Below are 19,411 nucleotides of genomic sequence, written 5' to 3' on the forward strand. Positions count from 1 at the left end.
TACCTAAATTAAGGCCATCTGAAACATTGCGTTCAGACGGCCTTTTTTATTTGAGAATTAGGACATAAGAAAAATCTATAATAAAAAGTTCATATATTAATGTAATAAGTATATAATGATATTGTTTATCATTACGATAATATTTTTAATTTTTATAGGTTTATATACCATTTAAAATCAACAAATTAGAATTTTATCCAGCAAGTAGATTCTATTAATTAAGGAAATAGTTGTGAAACCTGATTTTCAAATGAAAACAATTTGTTTGTTATTGGTGCTGCCTTGCCAAACTGTTTTTGCAGATACGGGACATCAAGAAGTTGAACATGTAGATATGGATACGGTCAAGGTCAGTGGCAAACGGCAGGCACAAAGGAATACCGAGCGCAGTCAGTCTTATACAATCGGAACAATGGCAACGGCGACTGGGTTGCGTATTTCAGGCAAGGATACACCGCAGTCGGTGAGCGTAATGACGCGTCGGCAGCTAGATGATAAAGCAATATATTCTTTAGAAGATGCAATGAAAAACACTACGGGAATCAACGTGGTTCGCGATTCGGGCCTGCAAACTCGTTTTTTGTCTCGTGGTTTCTATGTTGATCAGATTGGTGAAGACGGTATTACCACTAATGTGTCTGGACGTTCGGGCTATACGGCAAAAATCGATGTCTCACCCAGTACAGACCTTGCTGTTTATGATCACATTGAGGTTGTCAGAGGTGCAACCGGTCTTACTCAATCCAATTCCGAACCGGGTGGAACCATTAATTTAATCCGTAAGCGGCCAACAGCTCTGTTTAAGCATACAGGTGAAATCAGCACTGACCATAGGGGCAGCAAGCGTTTGGCTTTGGATGTATCTGGAAGCTTGAATAATGAACATACGGTACGTGGTAGGCTGGTTGGTGTTCATGAGGATCACCGTTCTTTTAAAGAGGGTGTATGGAACAAGAAAGATATGGTTTATGGCGTGATTGATGCGGATTTGAGTGATAACAGTATGCTGACTTTGGGTGGTACTTATCAGAAAAATAAAGATATTCCCGATTTTGCCGGCGTGATTTTACCTTGTGAGGATCAAAAAACTGCGGCCTTCAGCTCCAGTCCGGCCTGTAACAATCCTTTGAAATTGCCACGTAATACTTATTTGGGTGAAACCTCATGGTCACGCCTGAATGCTGATAAATACAATATTTTTTCCGGTTTCAAACATGTCTTTGACAATGGATGGCAACTCAATGCCGAAATTTCTTATACGCGTAACGATTCAGATGCCAAAGTCGGACAATTTTTTCTGAAAAACGAACACGCGGCAGGTATTTCAGCATCTGCGGCAACAGGTTTCCTAACTGAAAAGGGAGAGGTTATCCCTTTTGAGCCTAAAGACAAGGCGTTGGCAAAATTAAAAGAATATCGTGATGGCGTCACTAAAACATATGAAGAGAAAAAAGCAGATTACGTTGCCCATCACTTCGATGCATCTGCTTTTGAACAATATCGCTCCCAAAGGGCGGCAGCACGTCGGGCAGGTTTTGATCAATGTATGCAGGACATTGGTTTGGATTTCCTGTGCAACGACTGGCAGGATCCGGGTGTAGAAGTAGATAAAAAAGAGTTTGTTGATAAGGAGCTTGCAAAGCAAGGCATTATTAACAATGCAGAAGGCCTGTTTCCCAACCGTCTATACGACTCAGCATACAATCTTCGCCACACATACAACCGCCGTTACAACTTCATGCCGTTGCACTATACCAAACACGATGTGCAATGGGGCTTTAAGCTGGATCTGACAGGTAACTACCGCCTGCTTGGGCGTGAACATGATTTCTTTGTCGGTTATGCGTATAACAATGAAAAAATCCGTTCTGCCTATACGGAAATATATCAAAACCGTTATTTTGTCCGTCCTCAAGGTTATGCAGGTGCAGGCAGTTGCGGCATTCATCCCGATGGTCCGGAGCGTAATCCTTTAGAAAAAGGTATTGCCGAACCAGATTGGCATATTTATAACGAAAAAGGTAATAACAAAATCTATGTGCCGGAATGCAGTGGCGCGCATATTACCAAATATACTTCCCGTTTGGATGCGGAGGGCAAGCCTGTCTGGACCGTCAACGACAATGGTGAGCGCGTAATGGTGCAAGATCCTGTTTACGAATTGGATGCAAATGGAAACAAAATACAGGAGCGGGATGAAGAGGGAAATTTGAAATGGGCAAACCAATATCTGAAAACGCCGCTGTGGAAAACTGTTCAGGTTGCAGATGATCATGTTCCGGCGTTATACAATTATTCGAAATACCTTAACACGAATAAAACACATTCTTTGACTGTCAGCACCCGCTTTAATGCAACCAACCGTCTGCATCTCTTGGGCGGTATGCACTATACGCGCTATGAAACCACACAAACCAAAGAAATGCCTGTACGCTACGGCCAGCCTGCTACGGCATTTCAAACTGAGAGTAGTAACAAAATCGACAAAGAACACTACACCTCAAAAATGCAAAGTCATCGGTTCACGCCATATGCAGGCATTACCTACGACCTGACGCCGCAACAAAGCTTGTATGCCAGCTATACTAAGATTTTTAAACAACAGGATAACGTTGATGTAACCAGCAAATCCGTTCTTCCACCACTCATCGGGACTAACTATGAAATAGGTTGGAAAGGGTCGTTCCTGCAAGGCCGTCTGAATGCTTCGCTTGCCTTGTTTGTTTTACAGCAGAAAAACCGAACCGTTGTCGATTTCGGATTTGTTCCTGATACTAGTAGTAACGGAGGTTCATTCCAAACCATCGCCAAACCTGTGGGTAAGGTTAAGAGTAGTGGCGCAGAACTTGAATTGGCTGGCGAATTGTCGGAAAACTGGCGTATTTTTGTTGGCTACACATATAACAAAAGCAAGTATAAAAATGCTGCAGAAGTCAACGCGGAGCGGTTGGAGAAAAACACGACTGCCGACCCGTATAACTTCAGTAACTTCACGCCGGTACATATGTTCCGCCTCGGTACAAGCTACCGCTTGCCTCAAACTAAGTTGACCTTGGGTGGCGGAATATCCGCGCAAAGTCGCACAAGTAGCCTTTACAATATTCGCCAAGGAGGCTACGGACTCATAGATGGCTTTGTTCAATATGACTTTCACAAACACGGCAGAATCAGCCTGATAGGAACTAACCTGGCTGACAGGACGTATTTTGAAAACAACTACAACCGTACGCGAGGTCAAAACAATTTCTATGGCGAACCGCGGACAGTCAAACTGAAATTGGATTGGCATTTCTAGAGAGAATGGATAATGATTGGGTATGTAAATATTATTTGCTAAATTCCTGATAAAAGTATGGGTTGAATATCCTTCTTTTCTGAAAGCTGTTTCCTAACAATGGCTGAAGTTGATTCGATAGCCGGCGTATTTTCAAATATTAATTTGTTTCAAGTATTCAGCTTTGAAGGCCGTCTGAAACATTGCGTTCAGACGGCCTTTTTGTTTTCGGATAAAATACAGCAAACTTTCAATCAGCTGCCTTTTAAGATGACGCCCGAAACCCAAAAACAGCTCAAAATTACCGATGTTTCCGCCAAGAAACTCGAAAAACTCAACCTCCATACCGCATGGGATTTGGTGTTGCATCTGCCGTTGCGTTACGAGGACGAGACGCACATCATGCCGATTAAGGATGCGCCGATCGGCGTGCCGTGTCAGGTTGAGGGCGAGGTCATTCATCAGGAAGTAACTTTTAAGCCACGCAAGCAGTTGATTGTCCAAATTGCCGACGGTTCCGGCAGCGTTCTTTTTCTGCGTTTCATCCACTTTTACGCCAGCAACCAGAAACAGATGGCGGTCGGTAAGCGCATCCGCGCTGTGGGCGAAATCAAACACGGGTTTCACGGCGACGAGATGATTCATCCCAAAATCCGCGATGCCGAGGGCAGTGGTTTGGCGGAAAGCCTTACGCCGATTTATCCGACCGTAAACGGTTTGAACCAGCCCACTTTGCGCCGTATTATTCAGACGGCCTTGGACGTTACGCCGCTGCACGATACCTTGCCTGATGCTTTATTAGGCCGTCTGAAACTGCCACACCTTGCCGAAAGCCTGCGCCTTTTGCATTCGCCGCCGCCGAGCTTCACCATCCACCAGCTTTCCGATGGCGCGCTGCCTGCATGGCAACGGCTCAAATTTGACGAACTTTTGGCACAACAGCTTTCCATGCGGCTGGCGCGGCAGAAGCGCGTCAGCGGCACGGCGGCGGCATTGGGCGGCGACGGTACATTGACTCAAGCTCTGCGCCATGCATTACCGTTTGCCCTGACCGATGCACAAGAAAAAGTTGTTTCCGAAATCTGCCGCGATATGGCGCAAACCCACCCCATGCACCGCCTGTTACAAGGCGATGTCGGCAGCGGCAAAACCATCGTCGCCGCCTTGTCTGCTTTGACAGCTATCGAATTCGGCGCGCAGGTGGCTGTAATGGCGCCGACCGAAATCCTTGCCGAACAGCATTTCATCAAGTTCAAACAATGGTTTGAGCCGTTAGGTCTTGAAGTTGTCTGGCTTTCAGGCAGTCAGCGCAAAAAAGCCAAAGACGAAGCCAAAGCCAAACTGGCTGACGGCTCTGTCAAAATTGCCGTTGGTACGCACGCTCTGTTTTCAGACGACGTCGAGTTTCAAAATCTGGGCTTGGTGATTGTGGATGAACAACACCGTTTCGGCGTCGCCCAACGCCTCTCCCTCAAAAACAAAGGGCGCGACGTACACCAACTGATGATGTCTGCCACGCCCATCCCACGCACGCTCGCCATGAGTTTCTTTGCCGACTTGGACGTGTCCGTCATCGACAAATTGCCGCCCGGGCGCACCCCGATTAAAACCCGCCTCGTTAACAACGTCCGCCGCGCCGAAGTCGAAGGCTTTGTCCTCAACATCTGTCGCAAAGGGCAGCAGGCATACTGGGTCTGTCCGCTGATTGAAGAAAGCGAAACCCTGCAACTGCAAACCGCCACCGAAACCCTAGAGCAGCTTCAGGTAGCCTTGCCCGAGCTCAGCATCGGCTTGGTACACGGGCGCATGAAAGCCGCCGAAAAAGCCGAAGTCATGGCGGAATTTGCCGCAGGTCGTCTGAACGTTTTGGTCGCCACCACCGTCATCGAAGTCGGCGTAGATGTGCCCAACGCCGCCCTGATGGTGATCGAACACGCCGAGCGCATGGGCTTGGCGCAGCTGCACCAATTACGCGGGCGGGTAGGGCGCGGCGCGGCAGAAAGCGTGTGCGTCCTCCTGTTTGCCGAACCCTTGAGCGAACTCGCCAAAGCACGGCTAAAAGTCATCTACGAACACACCGACGGCTTTGAAATCGCCCGCCAAGACCTCAACATCCGCGGCCCAGGCGAGTTTCTCGGTGCGCGGCAAAGCGGTGTTCCCATGCTGCGCTTTGCCAACCTTGAAGAAGACTTACACCTTTTAGAACAAGCGCGCGAAATCGCCCCGATGCTGATTGAACAAAACCCTGAAATCGTCGAAGCGCATTTGGCAAGATGGCTTTCCAGCAGGGAAGGTTATTTGGGCGTATAAAATTTATTTGAAAAGAAAAAAGCCGTCTGAAATATTTCAGACGGCTTTATGATTTGTGTTGATGCAGTTTTTAGAAACCTTGCGCCAACATGGCATCGGCAACTTTGACGAAACCGGCAATGTTCGCACCATTGACGTAGTTCACTTTGTCGCCGACTTTGCCGTATTTCAGGCAGGATTCGTGGATGTTGTGCATGATGTCAAACAGGCGTTGGTCGACTTCTTCACGAGTCCAAGACAGGCGGATGGCGTTTTGGCTCATTTCCAAACCTGAAGTCGCTACGCCGCCGGCGTTGGACGCTTTGCCTGGAGCGTAGAGGATGCCGGCTTTGATAAATTGTTCGACCGCGCCCAAAGTTGACGGCATGTTCGCACCTTCGGCAACCACATAGCAACCGTTTGCCAGCAGGATTTTAGCAGCGTCTGCGTCCAATTCGTTTTGGGTGGCGCAAGGCAGGGCGACTTCGGCTGCGATGTTCCACGGTTTTTGGTTTTCAAAGTATTGCAGGCCTTGTTCTTTGGCGTAAGTGGCAACGCGTTCGCGGCGTACTTCTTTCAGCTCGATCAAAGCGGCCAGTTGCGCTTCGGTCATACCGCTGTCAGGGAAGAGGACAAAGCCGTTGGAGTCGGAAACGGTCAATACTTTTGCACCCAGTTGGATGGCTTTTTCGGCAGCGTATTGCGCCACGTTGCCGGAGCCGGAAATCAACACGCGTTTTCCTTCGATGCTGTCGTTGCGGGTTTCCAACATGGCTTGGGCAAAATACACGCAGCCGTAGCCGGTGGCTTCAGGGCGAATCAGGCTGCCGCCCCATTCGAGACCTTTGCCGGTCAGGACGGAAGCAAATTCGTTGCGGATTTTTTTGTATTGGCCGAACAGATAGCCGATTTCGCGGCCGCCTACGCCGATATCACCGGCAGGGACGTCGGTGTCGGCGCCAATGTGGCGGTAGAGTTCGGTCATAAAGGCTTGGCAGAAGCGCATTACTTCGGCATCGGATTTGCCTTTAGGGTCAAAGTCGGAACCGCCTTTGCCGCCGCCCATAGGCAGGGTGGTCAACGCATTTTTGAACACTTGTTCAAAGGCGAGGAATTTCAACACGCCCAAATCGACGGTCGGGTGGAAACGTAAACCGCCTTTGTAAGGGCCGATGGCGGAATTCATTTGGATGCGGTAGCCGCGGTTAACTTGGACTTGGCCTTTGTCGTCCATCCAAGTGACGCGGAACATAATCACGCGCTCCGGTTCAACAATACGCTCAAGCAGGCTTTGTTGGGTGTATTTCGGGTTTTTCGCCAAAAACGGATCCAAACTCATGAACACTTCTTCAACGGCTTGATGGAAGGGTTCTTGGTTGGGGTTGCGTTGTTTGAGATTGGTAAACAGGGTGTTCAGATCAGTCATTTTTCTACTCCTATTGAGTGAGATATTTCAATATTTATGTTTTGAAATATAGCTGTAAAAATTTTACTTGCCAAGAAAAATTTTACCTAGATTGTTGACATTATTTTTTTACCAATTTGTAAAAATGGAATTATATTTTAAATTTAATTAAAAATATCTAAAAATATTTCATTGAATAGATTTAAATAAAAATAAAATGCCGAGTAATTAAACTAGAAAATATTGAAAATTTTTTTGTAAAAATTTAATTTAGCTCATAAATTTGTGTAAATTAGCGCTGAATTGTCAACATTGTTAATGAGTGTACTACGCGAATATGGGGAAGGCGCCCCATTGAAGACAGAGAAGCAGGCCGTCTGAAAATTCGGTACAATACACACGAAATTTCCACAACACATACATTAAGGAAACCCATGAAAGCCTATCACGACCTTATGCGCCATGTTCTCGACAATGGTATCGACAAATCCGACCGTACCGGCACCGGCACGCGTTCCGTGTTCGGTTACCAAATGCGTTTTGATTTGAGTGAAGGCTTTCCGTTGTTGACTACCAAAAAATTGCATCTTCGCTCGATTATTCATGAGCTGCTTTGGTTTCTCAAAGGCGATACCAACATCAAATACCTGAAAGAGAACAATGTGTCTATTTGGAACGAATGGGCGGATGAAAACGGTGATTTGGGCCCGGTTTACGGCTACCAATGGCGCAGCTGGCCCGCACCCGACGGCCGCCATATCGACCAAATTGCCAATGTGGTGGAACAAATCAAAAAAAATCCTGACTCACGCCGCCTGATTGTATCGGCATGGAATCCGGCTTTGGTCGACGAAATGGCCTTGCCGCCTTGCCACGCGCTGTTTCAGTTTTACGTTGCCAACGGAAAACTGTCTTGCCAGCTTTACCAACGTAGCGCCGATATTTTCCTTGGCGTACCGTTCAACATCGCCAGCTACGCATTGTTGACCATGATGATGGCCCAAGTGTGCGGCCTGGAAGCCGGTGAATTTATCCATACGTTCGGCGATGCGCATTTGTACAGCAACCATATCGAGCAGGCCCAGCTGCAATTGAGCCGCGATTTCCGAAGCCTGCCGACCATGAAAATCAATCCTGAAGTCAAAGACTTGTTTGCCTTCAAATTTGAAGACTTTGAATTGGAAGGCTACGATCCGCATCCGCATATCAAAGCAGCCGTATCGGTGTAATTCAAGTTAAAAAACAAAAGGCCGTCTGAAACTTCAGACGGCCTTTTTATTTGATTTGAGTTGTCAGATTTTCTCTCAACGGATAAGCGTATTTCCGTTAAAATACGCCTTCTTTTCCGATTCGAAACATTGCCATGCGCCTGACCCACATCAAACTCTCCGGCTTCAAATCTTTTACCGATCCGACCACGATTCATGTGCCGGGGCAGCTTGTTGCGGTTATCGGGCCAAACGGCTGCGGCAAGTCGAATGTGATTGACGCGGTGCGCTGGGTGTTGGGCGAAGCTTCGGCGAAACAGCTTCGCGGCGAGAGTATGCAGGATGTGATTTTTAACGGTGCGGCAACGCGCCGTCCTGCGCCAAGGGCTTCGGTGGAGCTGGTGTTTGACAACAGCGACCACAGTTTGCAGGGGGCGTGGGGGCAGTATGCTGAGGTGAGTATCAAGCGGCAGCTGACGCGTCAGGGCGAATCGACTTATTTCATCAACAATCAGACCGTGCGCCGCCGCGACATTACCGATTTGTTTCTGGGTACGGGCGTGGGTGCGCGCGGTTATGCCGTTATCGAGCAGGGGATGATTTCGCGCATCATCGAAGCGCGGCCGGAGGAGTTGCGCGCCTATATCGAGGAGGCGGCGGGCGTGTCCAAATATAAGGAACGCCGCAAGGAGACGGAAGGCCGTCTGAAAGACACGCGCGAGCATTTGCAGCGTTTGGGCGATTTGCAGAACGAGTTGGCGCGTCAGGTGGAAAAGCTGGAGAAACAAGCTGAAACCGCCGAACGCTACAAATCCCTGACTGCGCAGTTGAACCAACAACAGGATTTGCTCGATTACGCCCAATGGCAGCAATCGCTTGCAGCAGCCGACAAGGCGACCGCGCAGCATCAGTTTTTGCAGGCGCAGCAGGATGAAACCGCCACGCAGGTTCAGGCGTTAAACGACGAAGTACACGCCTTGCAGACCGCCGAACAGTCGCAGCAACAGGCGGTGCACGAATTGAGCAACAAACGCGGCGTGTTGCGCGAGCAGATTGCCCGTTTGGAAGAACAAATCCGCCATCAGCAAAACCTGCACCAACGCATCGAACGCGACAAGCAGGCGGCGCAGGCGCAGATGCAGCGCATCCATCAGGAGCAGCAGCAAATCCGTGTGCAGCTTGAAGAAAACGAGTTGCAGGCCGAGGAAAAGCAAACCGAATTGGCAGAGTGGGCGATGCAGGTTGCCGAACACGAAGAGCGTCTGCCCGAATTGGAAGAAGCCCAAGCCACGCTCAACGCCGCCTTCCAAACCCAGCAAGACGAGGCAAACCGCATCCGCCGCGAACTGGCGTTGAAGCAGCAGCAGCTTGCCCATGCCGAACAAACCGTTGCCAAGCACGAAGAGCGCAAAGGTCGTCTGAAACAGGAAAACCAAGCCCTGAACCTGCCAGACGAGGCCGAAACCGCCGCCGCGCAGGAAGTCGCCGTTTTGTTGCAAAGCCAGCAAGAGCATTACGAAGAACAAATCATCGCCGCCGAAGAAGCCTTACACACCGCCCGCGAAGCGTTTCAGACGGCCTCAAGCCGCTTCCAAAGCCTGAAGCAGCAACACATCACCTTGCAGGCTCAGCAGCAGGCGTTGTTGCAAATCCTGTCGCAACAGCAGGAAGCCGCCGACTTCTGGCAGGCAACCGACCACGCCGCCGCGCCGCAACTGTGGCAACACATCACCGCGCCCGCCGAGTGGCAGCACGCCTTGTCCGTCATCCTTGCCGAACGTCTGCACGCCCGTAGCGTGCCGTCTGGCTTCGTTCCGCCCGTGCCTTTGCCGCAGGGGCAGGCGGCATGGCTTTCAGACGACCTCTCCGGCGGCATCAAAAAATCCCTGCCCGTACAGGCATTGCTGAATCAAATCCAAGCGCAGCCGCCTTTTCAGACGGCATTGCACCACTGGCTCGACGGCGTATTGTGCGCGCCCGATTTAAGCTACGCCCTCGCGCATCAAAGCGATTTGGGCGCACACCAAATCTGGCTCACGCCCGAAGGCCATCAGGTCGACAAAGTCAGCGTCCTGCTCTATGCCAAACCCGCGCAGGAAAGCCTGATTGCCCAAAAAGCGCGCCTCGACGGCATCGCGTCCGAACTGGAAAGCCTCTCCCCCGAACTTTCAGCCGCCGAAGCCGCGTTCAAACAGGCGGAGGCCGCCGTGCGCTCGTCCGAAGTGCAGCACAAAAACCTGATGCAGCAGCAACAGCAGCACACGCGCCAGTACAGCCAGGCGCAGCAACGCGCTGCCGAACTCTTGGCACGCACCAACCAAGGACAAATCCGCCGCGAACACATCGAGCGCGAACTGGCGCAGTTGGCAGAAGAGCAGACCGTGTTGCAACACACGTCCGACGGGCTTTCAGACGACATCGTTACTTTGCAGGAAGCCGCCGCTGAACTCGAACACCAACAGCAAACCACCGCGCACAGCCGCCAAGAGCAGCAAGGCCGTCTGAAACAGGCGCAGCTTGCCCTGCTGGAAGCCAACCGCCAATACGGGCTGGCGGAAGTCGCCGTCCACAAGCTCAACCAGCAAAAACAAAACTACCAACAGCAAATCGCCCGACTCGAACAGCAAACCCTAGACTGGCAGGAACGCCAGCAAGAGCTTGCCCTCGCCTATGAGACTGAGTTCCAAAACGACGAGCAGCACATCAAGCTCGACGAGCTGACCGAAGCCGTGCACACGCTGGACGAAGAATACATCGCCGTGCAGGAAAAACTCGCGCAGATTCAGGAGCAGGGCAGGGAACAATACGCTCGCGTACAAACCCTGCAAACCAAGCTGCCGCAGCTTCAGGCCGCCACCCAAACCGCCCTGTTGCAGCAGCAGGAAGCCCTGATCAACGCCAAACGCTACCATCAAAACCTGACCGAACGCGCCGCCGATTTGGACGCGCTCGAAGCGTTGGCGAAAGAATCGCCGAAAGTATTGAACAGCAGCATCGGCAGCCTCACCCAGCAAATCGAAGCCCTCGGCGCCGTCAACCTTGCCGCCCTGCAAGAACTTGAAGAAGCGCGTGAACGCGACGGCTACTACCGCAGCCAGAGCGAAGACGTGCAGGCCGCCATCTCCCTTTTGGAAGAAGCCATCGCCCAAATCGACGACAAAACCAAAGCGCGCTTCAAAGAAACCTTCGACGCCGTCAACGGCAAAGTCCAAACCTTCTTCCCGACCCTGTTCGGCGGCGGCGAAGCCACCCTCAAAATGATAGGCGACGACCTCCTGACCGCCGGCGTATCCATCATGGCGCGCCCGCCCGGCAAGAAAAACAGTACCATCCACCTCCTCTCCGGCGGCGAAAAAGCCCTCACCGCCATGAGCCTCGTGTTCGCCCTGTTCAGCCTCAACCCCGCCCCCTTCTGCCTTCTGGACGAAGTCGACGCCCCGCTGGACGACGCTAACACCTCGCGTTTCTGCAACTTGGTCAAAGAAATGTCGGCTCAAACCCAGTTCCTCTACATCTCCCACAACCGCCTGACCATGGAAATGGCAGAGCAGCTCGTCGGCGTAACCATGCAGGAAAAAGGCGTCTCGCGTGTTGTGGCTGTGGACATCAAACAAGCGTTGGAAATGGCTGAGCCGAATTGAGGTAAGAACAAAGGCCGTCTGAAAGAATGAGGGAGAAATCTATAATTTCATCTTCCCATTTTTGCAGACGGCCTTTTTGTATTGGATAAAGCGTTATTGTTTCGACGTATTATCTTTGGCTCGTTGAGGCTGCCCCGAGCGCTGGTTGCTGCCATTGACGGCATCGCGCCATGCTTTGCGTTCGGCTTCGATTTTGGCGGCTACTTCGTGAACCATGGTTTCTTGTTTTTTGACGGCCGGCTCTTCAGGTTTGTTGTCGGAAAAGTGGAGGCCGTACCACAAGGCGGCGAAAATGCTGCAGACGAAGATAACGGCAATCAGGCCGACGATGGCCTGTTTGCCGGCGAGGGGTTTTTCGGGGGGAGGGACGAGGACATCGAAGCAGTCGGCGCAATCGAGGGCGAAGCAGACGTTTTCGGCTTCTTTGCGACCGCGTCGGCCTTCTGTGATGTTGAAGGAGATGTGTTGCCCTTCGGCTGGAAGGCGGGTAAGGGTGGTGAAGGCGGCAAGGGCAAGAAAGATTTCTTGGCCTGTGTCTTCTATGGTAGCGGCGCCGAAGCCGCGCTTGCTGTTCCAGCGAGTAATCGTTCCGTAATAGCGCATAATGTATGTGGGGATATTATTATAAGTAACAGTTTTTCCTTGGACTGATTTTAAATCAAAAAGTTTAGTTATTGTCTTAATTTTACACTAGATTTGTCTTGTTGGAAGCAGGCAGGCCGCCTGAAGGATTTCAGACGGCCTGTATGGTTTATGCCTACTTATTAAGCACTTTTTGGAATGTGCCGATCAGGTGTTGCGCAATGGCACGGCTGCCGAATTGTTGCAGGCAATCTTGGCGCAAGCGGACGGGATCGTATTGTGCATGGTTTTCGTAGAGGGTGAGCAATGCTTTGGTCAGTTCCGGTATGTTTTCGATTGGCACCAGCAGGCCGTTGTCGGAAGTGACGATGGATTGGGGGCCGCCGCAGCGTGTGGCGATGACGGGCAAACCTTGCGACAGTGCTTCGATATAGACGACGCCGAAGGTCTCGGTACGGCTGGCAAGGACGAATGCGTTGCTGTGGCGCATGAGATCCAGGGTTTGGTCGGTGGTTAATGCGCCGGTAAAGGTAACGGCGTGATTGATGCCCAAGTCGCTTGCCAGTTGTTTCAGACGGCCTTCTTCTGCGCCGCCGCCGCCGATTTTGAGTTTGAGTTGCGGATAGGTTTTGAGTGCTTCGGCAAAAGCAGGCAGGAGCAGGTCGTGGCCTTTGAGGTGACGCAGGTGGGAGACACTGCAGAAGGTAAAGTCTTGATTGTTTTTTTCGGGGAACTCGAAATCCTGTTCAAAATTGCCGCCCAGCATATTGGGCAGGTATTGCCAGTCTGTACCGGCGTAGGTTTTTTCGAGAATGCGGCAGAAATCACGGCTGACGGCGAACCGGGCCGCGCTGTGGCGCACGGCTTCGTGCATGGACGGCCATTGGTTTTTGCGGACAAGGCCGCGTGAAATGGCGCTGCTGTGTTCGGTAATCACATAGGGAATGCCGTATTTTTTGAAGATGGCGCAGGCCAAAATGGCGGCGTAGTTGACACAATGGGCGTGAATTACGTCGGGTCTGCCGTTGTCGGCGATATAGGCTTCAAAAGCTTTCATGCCTGCGTTGACCCAGCGGATACGGTCGATATCGACAACCGGACAGCGCGGGAAGAAATACATGCTGTCGTAGGCGTAAGTGTTGAGTCCGCCTTGCTGATGGCGGCGTAGGCCGTAGAAGCGCGAGAAGATGGTTTTCGGCTGGCTTCTCAAGTAGCGGAACATGGGTACGACCATGCCGATTTTCATGCCTTCGCGTTGCAGTGCTTGGGCTTGGAGGCAGAAAAAGATTCCGTCCACGTCGGTTTCGGAAGAAGGATACCAAGAGGGGATAACGACAATATGCATGATGTGTTTTTTATGGAAGTAGATAACGGCGAGGCCGTCTGAAAAGAAAAGATATCTTTCAGACGGCCTTTTGTCTATTTAGTTCAATCAGTTGCCGGCAACCGTCATTTTAGAAACCAAGATGGAGCCGATTTGGTTGGACGAGCGGCGTAATGCGTCGTCAGCCACGCCGATGATGTCGCGGTACATATCCTGCAAACGTCCGGCAATGGTGATTTCCTGAACCGGATAGGCAATGACGCCGTTTTCCACCCAAAAACCGGCCGCGCCGCGCGAGTAGTCGCCGGTAATGCCGTTGACGCCTTGTCCCATCAATTCGGTAACCAGCAAACCTGTCCCCATTTCTTTCAACAGGTCGGCCTGCGTGGCGTGGGTGTGGTTCAGATACAGATTGTGCGCGCCGCCGGCGTTGCCCGTTGTCTGCATGCCGAGTTTTTTCGCGCTGTAACTGCTGAGGAAATAGCCTTCGACTATGCCGTCTTTCACCACAAAACGCGGCTGCGTGGCCACGCCTTCGGCATCGAAATAAGTGCTGCGGAACGAGCGCAGGATATGCGGTTCTTCACGAAGGCTGAGAAACTCGGGCAGCACCTGTTTGCCGATGCTGTCAATTAGGAAGCTGCTTTGACGGTAGAGCGCGCCGCCGCTGAGTGCGCCGATAAGGTGGCCGATTAAGCCGACGGCGACAGTGGTGTCAAACAGTACGGGATAGCTGCCGGTCGGAACGCTGCGGCTGTTCAGACGGCGTAAAGTCCGTTCGGCTGCGGTTTGGCCGATGAGCTCGGGCGCGTCCATGTCTTCGTGACGGCAGGAAGAATCGTACCAATAGTCGCGCTGCATGCCGTGTTCGTCGCTGGCGACCACGCTGCAAGAAATGCTGTGGTGCGTGCTTTGCTGGTGTGCGGCAAAGCCGTGGGTGTTGCCGTAGACGTATTGGTAATGGCCGGTATGAACCGATGCGCCTTCGGAATTTTCAATGCGTTTGTCCGTTGACAGCGCGGCCTGTTCGCATTGCTTGGCCAAATCGATGGCGGATTCGGTACTCAAATCCCATTCGTGGTAGCGGTCGAGGTCGCCGATATGGGTTGCCATCAAGGCAGCGTCGGCAAGGCCGGCGCAATCGTCTTCGGCGGTATAGCGTGCAATATCGATGGCGGCCTTGACCGTATCTCGCAGGGCGCGTTCGGAGAAATCGGCCGTGCTGGCGCGGCCTTTGCGTTGGCCGACATAGACCGTAATGTCTAAAGATTTGTCTTGTTGGAACTCGATTTGTTCGATTTCGCCCAAGCGCACGCTGACGCTTTGACCGAGCGACTCGCTGAAATCGGCTTCGGCCGAGGTGGCGCCGGATTGTTTGGCCAAATCCAGCGTGTGTCCGCACAAGCGCAACAGCTCGTCCGGTGTGTGGTTAAACAGCATAAAAAGGTTTCCTGACAGGGTTTTGCGGCATTTTAACCGTTTCAGACGGCCTCTGCAAAAATCGCACGGAAAGGCCGTCTGAAAACTGATAAAATAGGCAGATTCAGAAAATCAGGGAAACACAATGTTTGAACAAGAAGACGAATGGGTCAGCAAAACCCAAATGAAAAAGCAGATGAACGATTTGCAGGCTTTGGGTATGGAATTGACCAAGCTCTCCAGCGATACGTTGAAAAAAATCGGCTTGGACGAAGAGCTATTCGAGGCCATCGCCACCTATAAAAAAATCACGTCCAACAGCGCGCTCAAACGCCAAGCCCAATTTATCGGCCGCCTAATGCGTGATACCGACCCTGCGCCCATCGAAGCTTATTTGGCCAAACTGCGCGGCGACAATACGGCACACAATGCCTTTTTGCAACGCGTCGAGCAGGCGCGTACCCGACTGTTGGCAGACGATGGCGCGATTACCCAATTTATGGCCGATTTTCCGCAAGCCGACGCCGGCAAATTACGCACCTTGATCCGCAACACTAAAAAAGAGCAGGAACAAAACAAACCGCCGAAAAACTTCCGCGCGCTGTTCCAAGAAATTAAAGCAGTGATGGAGGTCGGTCAATCCGATGCTTCAGAAGAAGGGCAGGATTGGGAAGAATAAACCCTTAAGGCCGTCTGAAAACGGATTGCGGTTTTCAGACGGCCTGTATCGTAATACTGAAGGAGGATGACCATGAAATTTTGCCGCTTTGTACCTGCCTTGTTAATTAGTGCACTAACCCTGAATGGTTGTACTGTCTTTCTTTGGGGAGAGAACAACCCATTCCATAAAATCACAACCGAAAAAACCGTTGCCAAAGACAATATTCAAGCATTTGGCGTGGTTGCCAAAGACAATACGCAACTGGAAACAGGCAGCCTGGTCATGATGGGCAAAAAATATTGGTTTGTCGTTAATCCTAAAGATTCGGCCAAGTTGAAGGCGGTCTTGGATGTTAAATTGGACAAACAGTTTCAAATGGTTCAGCAAAACCCAAGATATGCGTATAAGGCTTTGCCGGTCGAATTGAAATCCCCTGAAGCGCAAACTTTCCGCTCGAATTTCTGCCTGCGTTACGATACTCAAAAAGCTGCCGAGATTGTTAAGTTGAAACAGCTGGCGTTCAAGCCGGTCGAACTCGAGGACGAAACTGTCTACACACGGTGTATTTCTACCGAAGGTCATTATTACGCAACGCCGAAAAATGTTGCTGAAGACCGCCGTTTTGATACTGCCGTCCCAGTCAGAATTTATTATACGGAAACCAAAAAAAGCACTGACGTTCAGAAGTTGACGGAGAATATCCTGCAAACGCCATTCACATTGGCTTTGGATGCAGTCGGCGCAGTGATAGCAGTCCCCTATGTCGTAGTCAGTGAAATTATCGATGCTTCACGCAAATAATATCCAAGGCCGTCTGAAAACGGATTGCAGGTTTCAGACGGCCTTCCCTACCTTAAAATAAACGCTTCAAAAATATATTAATTTTCTCTCTATTTAATCCCACATACCATGTCCGTCAAAATCCAAACACGCTCCATTAATCCGACTGTTTTCAACGAATTGCTCACTGCCGGTACCGATCCTTTGATTGCGCGGCTGTGTGCCGCGCGTGATGTGCAAAGTCCGGCCGAGTTGGACGACAAGCTTGGAGCTCTTTTGCCGTATCAAACGTTGACAAACTGCGAAGCTGCCGCCGACCGTTTGGCGGATGCGATTGAGCGTCAGGAAAAAATCCTGATTGTCGCCGACTACGATGCCGACGGTGCGACGGCGTGCTCCGTCGGTATGAGCGGTTTGGCGGCGATGGGGGCGAAAGTGGATTTTCTCGTGCCCAACCGCTTTGAACACGGCTACGGCTTAACGCCCGAGCTGGCTGAAATCGCGGCAGAGCAAGGTGTGGATTTGTTGGTAACAGTGGATAACGGTATCGCCAGCATTGCAGGCGTGGCGCGTGCGCAGGAGTTGGGTTTGGATGTGATTGTGACCGACCACCATCTGCCTGCCGAGACTGTACCCGACTGCATCATCGTCAATCCAAACCAAAAAGGCTGCAGTTTCCAAAGCAAAAGCTTGGCGGGCGTGGGCGTGATTTTTTATGTATTGATGGCTTTGCGTGCCGAACTGCGTTGTCGCAATTATTTTTCAGACGGCCTAAAAGAGCCGAATTTGGGTGACCTTTTGGATTTGGTCGCACTCGGTACCGTTGCCGACGTCGTCACTCTGGACCACAACAACCGTATCCTCGTGTCGCAAGGTTTGAAACGGATGCGTTTGGGCAAAATGCGCCCCGGTATCCGCGCCTTATTTGAAGTGGCGCGACGGGATTGGCGCAAGGCTCAGCCGTTTGATATGGGCTTTGCGTTGGGACCGCGCATCAATGCGGCCGGACGGCTGGACGATATGTCGGTCGGCATTGCCTGTCTATTGGCGCGAGATGATGCCGAGGCGCAGGAACTGGCGGCTCAGTTAAACAACCTCAATATCGAACGCCGCGAAATCGAGCAGTCTATGCTGCAAGACGCACTGAACGCCTTTCCTGAAACCCTGCCTTCAGGGCAGACGACTTTGGTGGCATATCGCGATGACTTCCATCAAGGCGTGGTCGGCATTGTTGCCAGCCGCCTCAAAGACCGTTTTTATCGTCCGACCATCGTGTTTGCGCCTGCCGACAACGGCGAAGTGCGCGGTTCGGGACGCTCCATTCCCAATCTGCACCTACGCGATGCTTTGGACTTGGTGTCAAAACGCCATCCCGATTTGATTTTGAAATTCGGCGGACACGCAATGGCGGCGGGTTTGAGCATACTTGAACACAATATCCCCGCGTTTCAGACGGCCTTTGAAGAAGCCGTGCGCGAGATGGTGTGCGAAGACGATTTGTCGCAAACCTTCATCACCGACGGCAGCCTGCCTGCCCGCGATATTACGCTGGAACAGGCGCAGAACCTTGCCCGACATGTTTGGGGGCAGGGCTTTGCGCCGCCGAGTTTTACCGACGAATTTCACGTCATCCGCCAGCAGCCTTTGGGTGCGGAAGGCAAACACAAAAAAGTCTGGCTGCAAAAAGACGGCTATGAATTTGAAGCCATGTTTTGGCGTTGCAGCGAAGACATTCCCGAATACATCCGCACGGTGTACCGCCCCGTTGCCAACGAATGGCGGAATAATCTCGAATTGCAGCTTTATATCGACTACTGGGAAGCCGCGTAAGTAAAGGCCGTCTGAAAAATGAAGAAACAAAAACCTTGGCTCGGCTTTTCATTGGCGTTGCTTGCCACCATGACTTGGGGTTCGCTGCCGGTCATCGCTCAACAGGCCTTAAAAGCCGTCGATGCGCCCACGCTGGTATGGATACGCTTTTTAGTGGCTTCGCTGGTGTTGTTTGCGTTGTTGGGGCTGACCGGCAAGCTGCCGAGGCCGTCTGAATTTTCCAAGCAAACCTTATTTTTATTGTTGTTGGGCATTATCGGCATTTCTGCCAACTTTGTGCTTGTTGCCATGGGTTTGCACTATATTTCTCCGACAACCACGCAGGTGTTGTGGCAACTCTCGCCCTTTACCATGATTTTGGTCGGCGTTGGCGTGTTTAAAGAAGCCTTTACGCACTGGCAGAAAATCGGCTTGATGCTTTTGCTGACGGGTTTGGTCATGTTTTTCAACGATAAATTTGGCGAACTTTTCAGCTTGGGCAGCTACGCGGTTGGCGTGATGATGGCGGCTTCGGGCAGCATGATTTGGGTGTGCTACGGTGTGGCGCAAAAACTTTTGTCCAAACATTTCAATTCGCAACAAATTCTGCTCATGATTTATTTTTGCAGCAGCTTTGTTTTCCTGCCGTTTGCCGAACCGTCTCAAATCGCCCATATCGGCAATCCGTTTTTATGGGGCTGCTTTATCTATTGCTGTTTGAACACGCTGATCGGCTACGGTTCATTCGGCGAAGCGCTCAATCATTGGGACGCTTCAAAAGTCAGTATCGTAACCACGCTGATTCCTGTATTCACCATGATATTTTCCACCATCGGCCATCATCTCGCCCCCGATTATTTTGCCGCTTCGGATATGAATCTCGTCAGCTATGTGGGTGCTATGGTGGTTGTGGCCGGCGCATTGCTGGCTGTGGCCGGAGAGAAAGTGATGGGGCTTTTTTTGAGAAAGATATAAAGCATTTATTGTAAAACAGAATAAAACAAGGCCGTCTGAAACAG

12 protein-coding genes are annotated in these 19,411 nt (G+C 51.2%); 8 read left to right on the forward strand and 4 right to left on the reverse strand.

Annotated elements, in window-relative coordinates:
• Positions 1–250: 250 nt before the first annotated feature.
• Positions 251–3,295, forward strand: a complete 3,045-nt coding sequence (locus tag ACTHR2_RS00850) for a TonB-dependent siderophore receptor (RefSeq protein WP_440375338.1) — start codon at positions 251–253, stop codon at positions 3,293–3,295.
• Positions 3,296–3,544: 249 nt separating this feature from the next.
• Positions 3,545–5,584: an ATP-dependent DNA helicase RecG gene (recG, locus tag ACTHR2_RS00855; protein ID WP_440375241.1), complete on the forward strand. Its 2,040-nt coding sequence runs from the start codon at positions 3,545–3,547 to the stop codon at positions 5,582–5,584.
• A 70-nt stretch (positions 5,585–5,654) separates the two neighbouring features.
• Here the strand turns inward: recG and gdhA are convergent, their stop codons facing one another.
• The gene (gene gdhA, locus ACTHR2_RS00860) at positions 5,655–6,989 is read right to left on the reverse strand and encodes an NADP-specific glutamate dehydrogenase (RefSeq protein ID WP_107867725.1); all 1,335 of its coding nucleotides are present in this window, start codon (positions 6,987–6,989) and stop codon (positions 5,655–5,657) included.
• A 413-nt stretch (positions 6,990–7,402) separates the two neighbouring features.
• Here gdhA and ACTHR2_RS00865 point away from each other — a divergent pair, with 413 nt between their 5' ends.
• Positions 7,403–8,197, forward strand: a complete 795-nt coding sequence (locus ACTHR2_RS00865) for a thymidylate synthase (protein WP_263341157.1) — start codon at positions 7,403–7,405, stop codon at positions 8,195–8,197.
• Between the two features lie 134 nt (positions 8,198–8,331).
• Positions 8,332–11,817 (forward strand): chromosome segregation protein SMC, encoded by a 3,486-nt coding sequence (gene smc, locus ACTHR2_RS00870; protein ID WP_263341160.1) that lies wholly within the window; start codon positions 8,332–8,334, stop codon positions 11,815–11,817.
• Between the two features lie 93 nt (positions 11,818–11,910).
• On the opposite strand, the gene ACTHR2_RS00875 is transcribed toward smc, so the two are convergent.
• From ACTHR2_RS00875 to pmbA, 3 genes are all read right to left on the reverse strand, one after another.
• Positions 11,911–12,420, reverse strand: coding sequence for a cold-shock protein (locus tag ACTHR2_RS00875; protein WP_263341162.1), 510 nt, complete (start codon positions 12,418–12,420; stop codon positions 11,911–11,913).
• Between the two features lie 154 nt (positions 12,421–12,574).
• On the reverse strand, positions 12,575–13,744 hold the full coding sequence (locus tag ACTHR2_RS00880; RefSeq protein ID WP_263341164.1) for a glycosyltransferase: 1,170 nt from the start codon (positions 13,742–13,744) through the stop codon (positions 12,575–12,577).
• Positions 13,745–13,831: 87 nt separating this feature from the next.
• On the reverse strand, positions 13,832–15,163 hold the full coding sequence (gene pmbA / locus ACTHR2_RS00885) for a metalloprotease PmbA (RefSeq protein ID WP_263341166.1): 1,332 nt from the start codon (positions 15,161–15,163) through the stop codon (positions 13,832–13,834).
• A 124-nt stretch (positions 15,164–15,287) separates the two neighbouring features.
• Between pmbA and yjgA the strand changes: the two genes are divergently transcribed.
• The 4 genes from yjgA to ACTHR2_RS00905 all read left to right on the forward strand — a co-directional run bounded on the left by yjgA (position 15,288) and on the right by ACTHR2_RS00905 (position 19,367).
• A complete protein-coding gene (yjgA, locus tag ACTHR2_RS00890) occupies positions 15,288–15,821 on the forward strand; it encodes a ribosome biogenesis factor YjgA (RefSeq protein WP_283255495.1) in 534 nt (177 codons plus the stop codon).
• Between the two features lie 72 nt (positions 15,822–15,893).
• Entirely contained in the window at positions 15,894–16,604 is a 711-nt protein-coding gene (locus tag ACTHR2_RS00895) for a hypothetical protein (RefSeq protein ID WP_263341168.1), read from the forward strand.
• 108 nt (positions 16,605–16,712) lie between these two features.
• A complete protein-coding gene (recJ, locus tag ACTHR2_RS00900) occupies positions 16,713–18,413 on the forward strand; it encodes a single-stranded-DNA-specific exonuclease RecJ (RefSeq protein ID WP_263341170.1) in 1,701 nt (566 codons plus the stop codon).
• An 18-nt stretch (positions 18,414–18,431) separates the two neighbouring features.
• The gene (locus ACTHR2_RS00905) at positions 18,432–19,367 is read left to right on the forward strand and encodes a DMT family transporter (protein WP_263341172.1); all 936 of its coding nucleotides are present in this window, start codon (positions 18,432–18,434) and stop codon (positions 19,365–19,367) included.
• Positions 19,368–19,411 lie beyond the last annotated feature (44 nt).

This window comes from Neisseria sp. P0006.S004 (assembly GCF_051963015.1).
In the GTDB taxonomy this organism is placed as follows: domain Bacteria; phylum Pseudomonadota; class Gammaproteobacteria; order Burkholderiales; family Neisseriaceae; genus Neisseria.

Bases quoted from the DNA above. Each gene is read 5' to 3' on its own strand.
- smc (WP_263341160.1), top strand. From the start codon at position 8,332: ATGCGCCTGACCCACATCAAACTCTCCGGCTTCAAATCTTTTACCGAT.
- ACTHR2_RS00905 (WP_263341172.1), top strand. From the start codon at position 18,432: ATGAAGAAACAAAAACCTTGGCTCGGCTTTTCATTGGCGTTGCTTGCC.
- ACTHR2_RS00865 (WP_263341157.1), top strand. From the start codon at position 7,403: ATGAAAGCCTATCACGACCTTATGCGCCATGTTCTCGACAATGGTATC.
- pmbA (WP_263341166.1), bottom strand. From the start codon at position 15,163: ATGCTGTTTAACCACACACCGGACGAGCTGTTGCGCTTGTGCGGACAC.
- ACTHR2_RS00850 (WP_440375338.1), top strand. From the start codon at position 251: ATGAAAACAATTTGTTTGTTATTGGTGCTGCCTTGCCAAACTGTTTTT.
- yjgA (WP_283255495.1), top strand. From the start codon at position 15,288: ATGTTTGAACAAGAAGACGAATGGGTCAGCAAAACCCAAATGAAAAAG.
- ACTHR2_RS00895 (WP_263341168.1), top strand. From the start codon at position 15,894: ATGAAATTTTGCCGCTTTGTACCTGCCTTGTTAATTAGTGCACTAACC.
- gdhA (WP_107867725.1), bottom strand. From the start codon at position 6,989: ATGACTGATCTGAACACCCTGTTTACCAATCTCAAACAACGCAACCCC.
- ACTHR2_RS00875 (WP_263341162.1), bottom strand. From the start codon at position 12,420: ATGCGCTATTACGGAACGATTACTCGCTGGAACAGCAAGCGCGGCTTC.
- recJ (WP_263341170.1), top strand. From the start codon at position 16,713: ATGTCCGTCAAAATCCAAACACGCTCCATTAATCCGACTGTTTTCAAC.
- recG (WP_440375241.1), top strand. From the start codon at position 3,545: ATGACGCCCGAAACCCAAAAACAGCTCAAAATTACCGATGTTTCCGCC.
- ACTHR2_RS00880 (WP_263341164.1), bottom strand. From the start codon at position 13,744: ATGCATATTGTCGTTATCCCCTCTTGGTATCCTTCTTCCGAAACCGAC.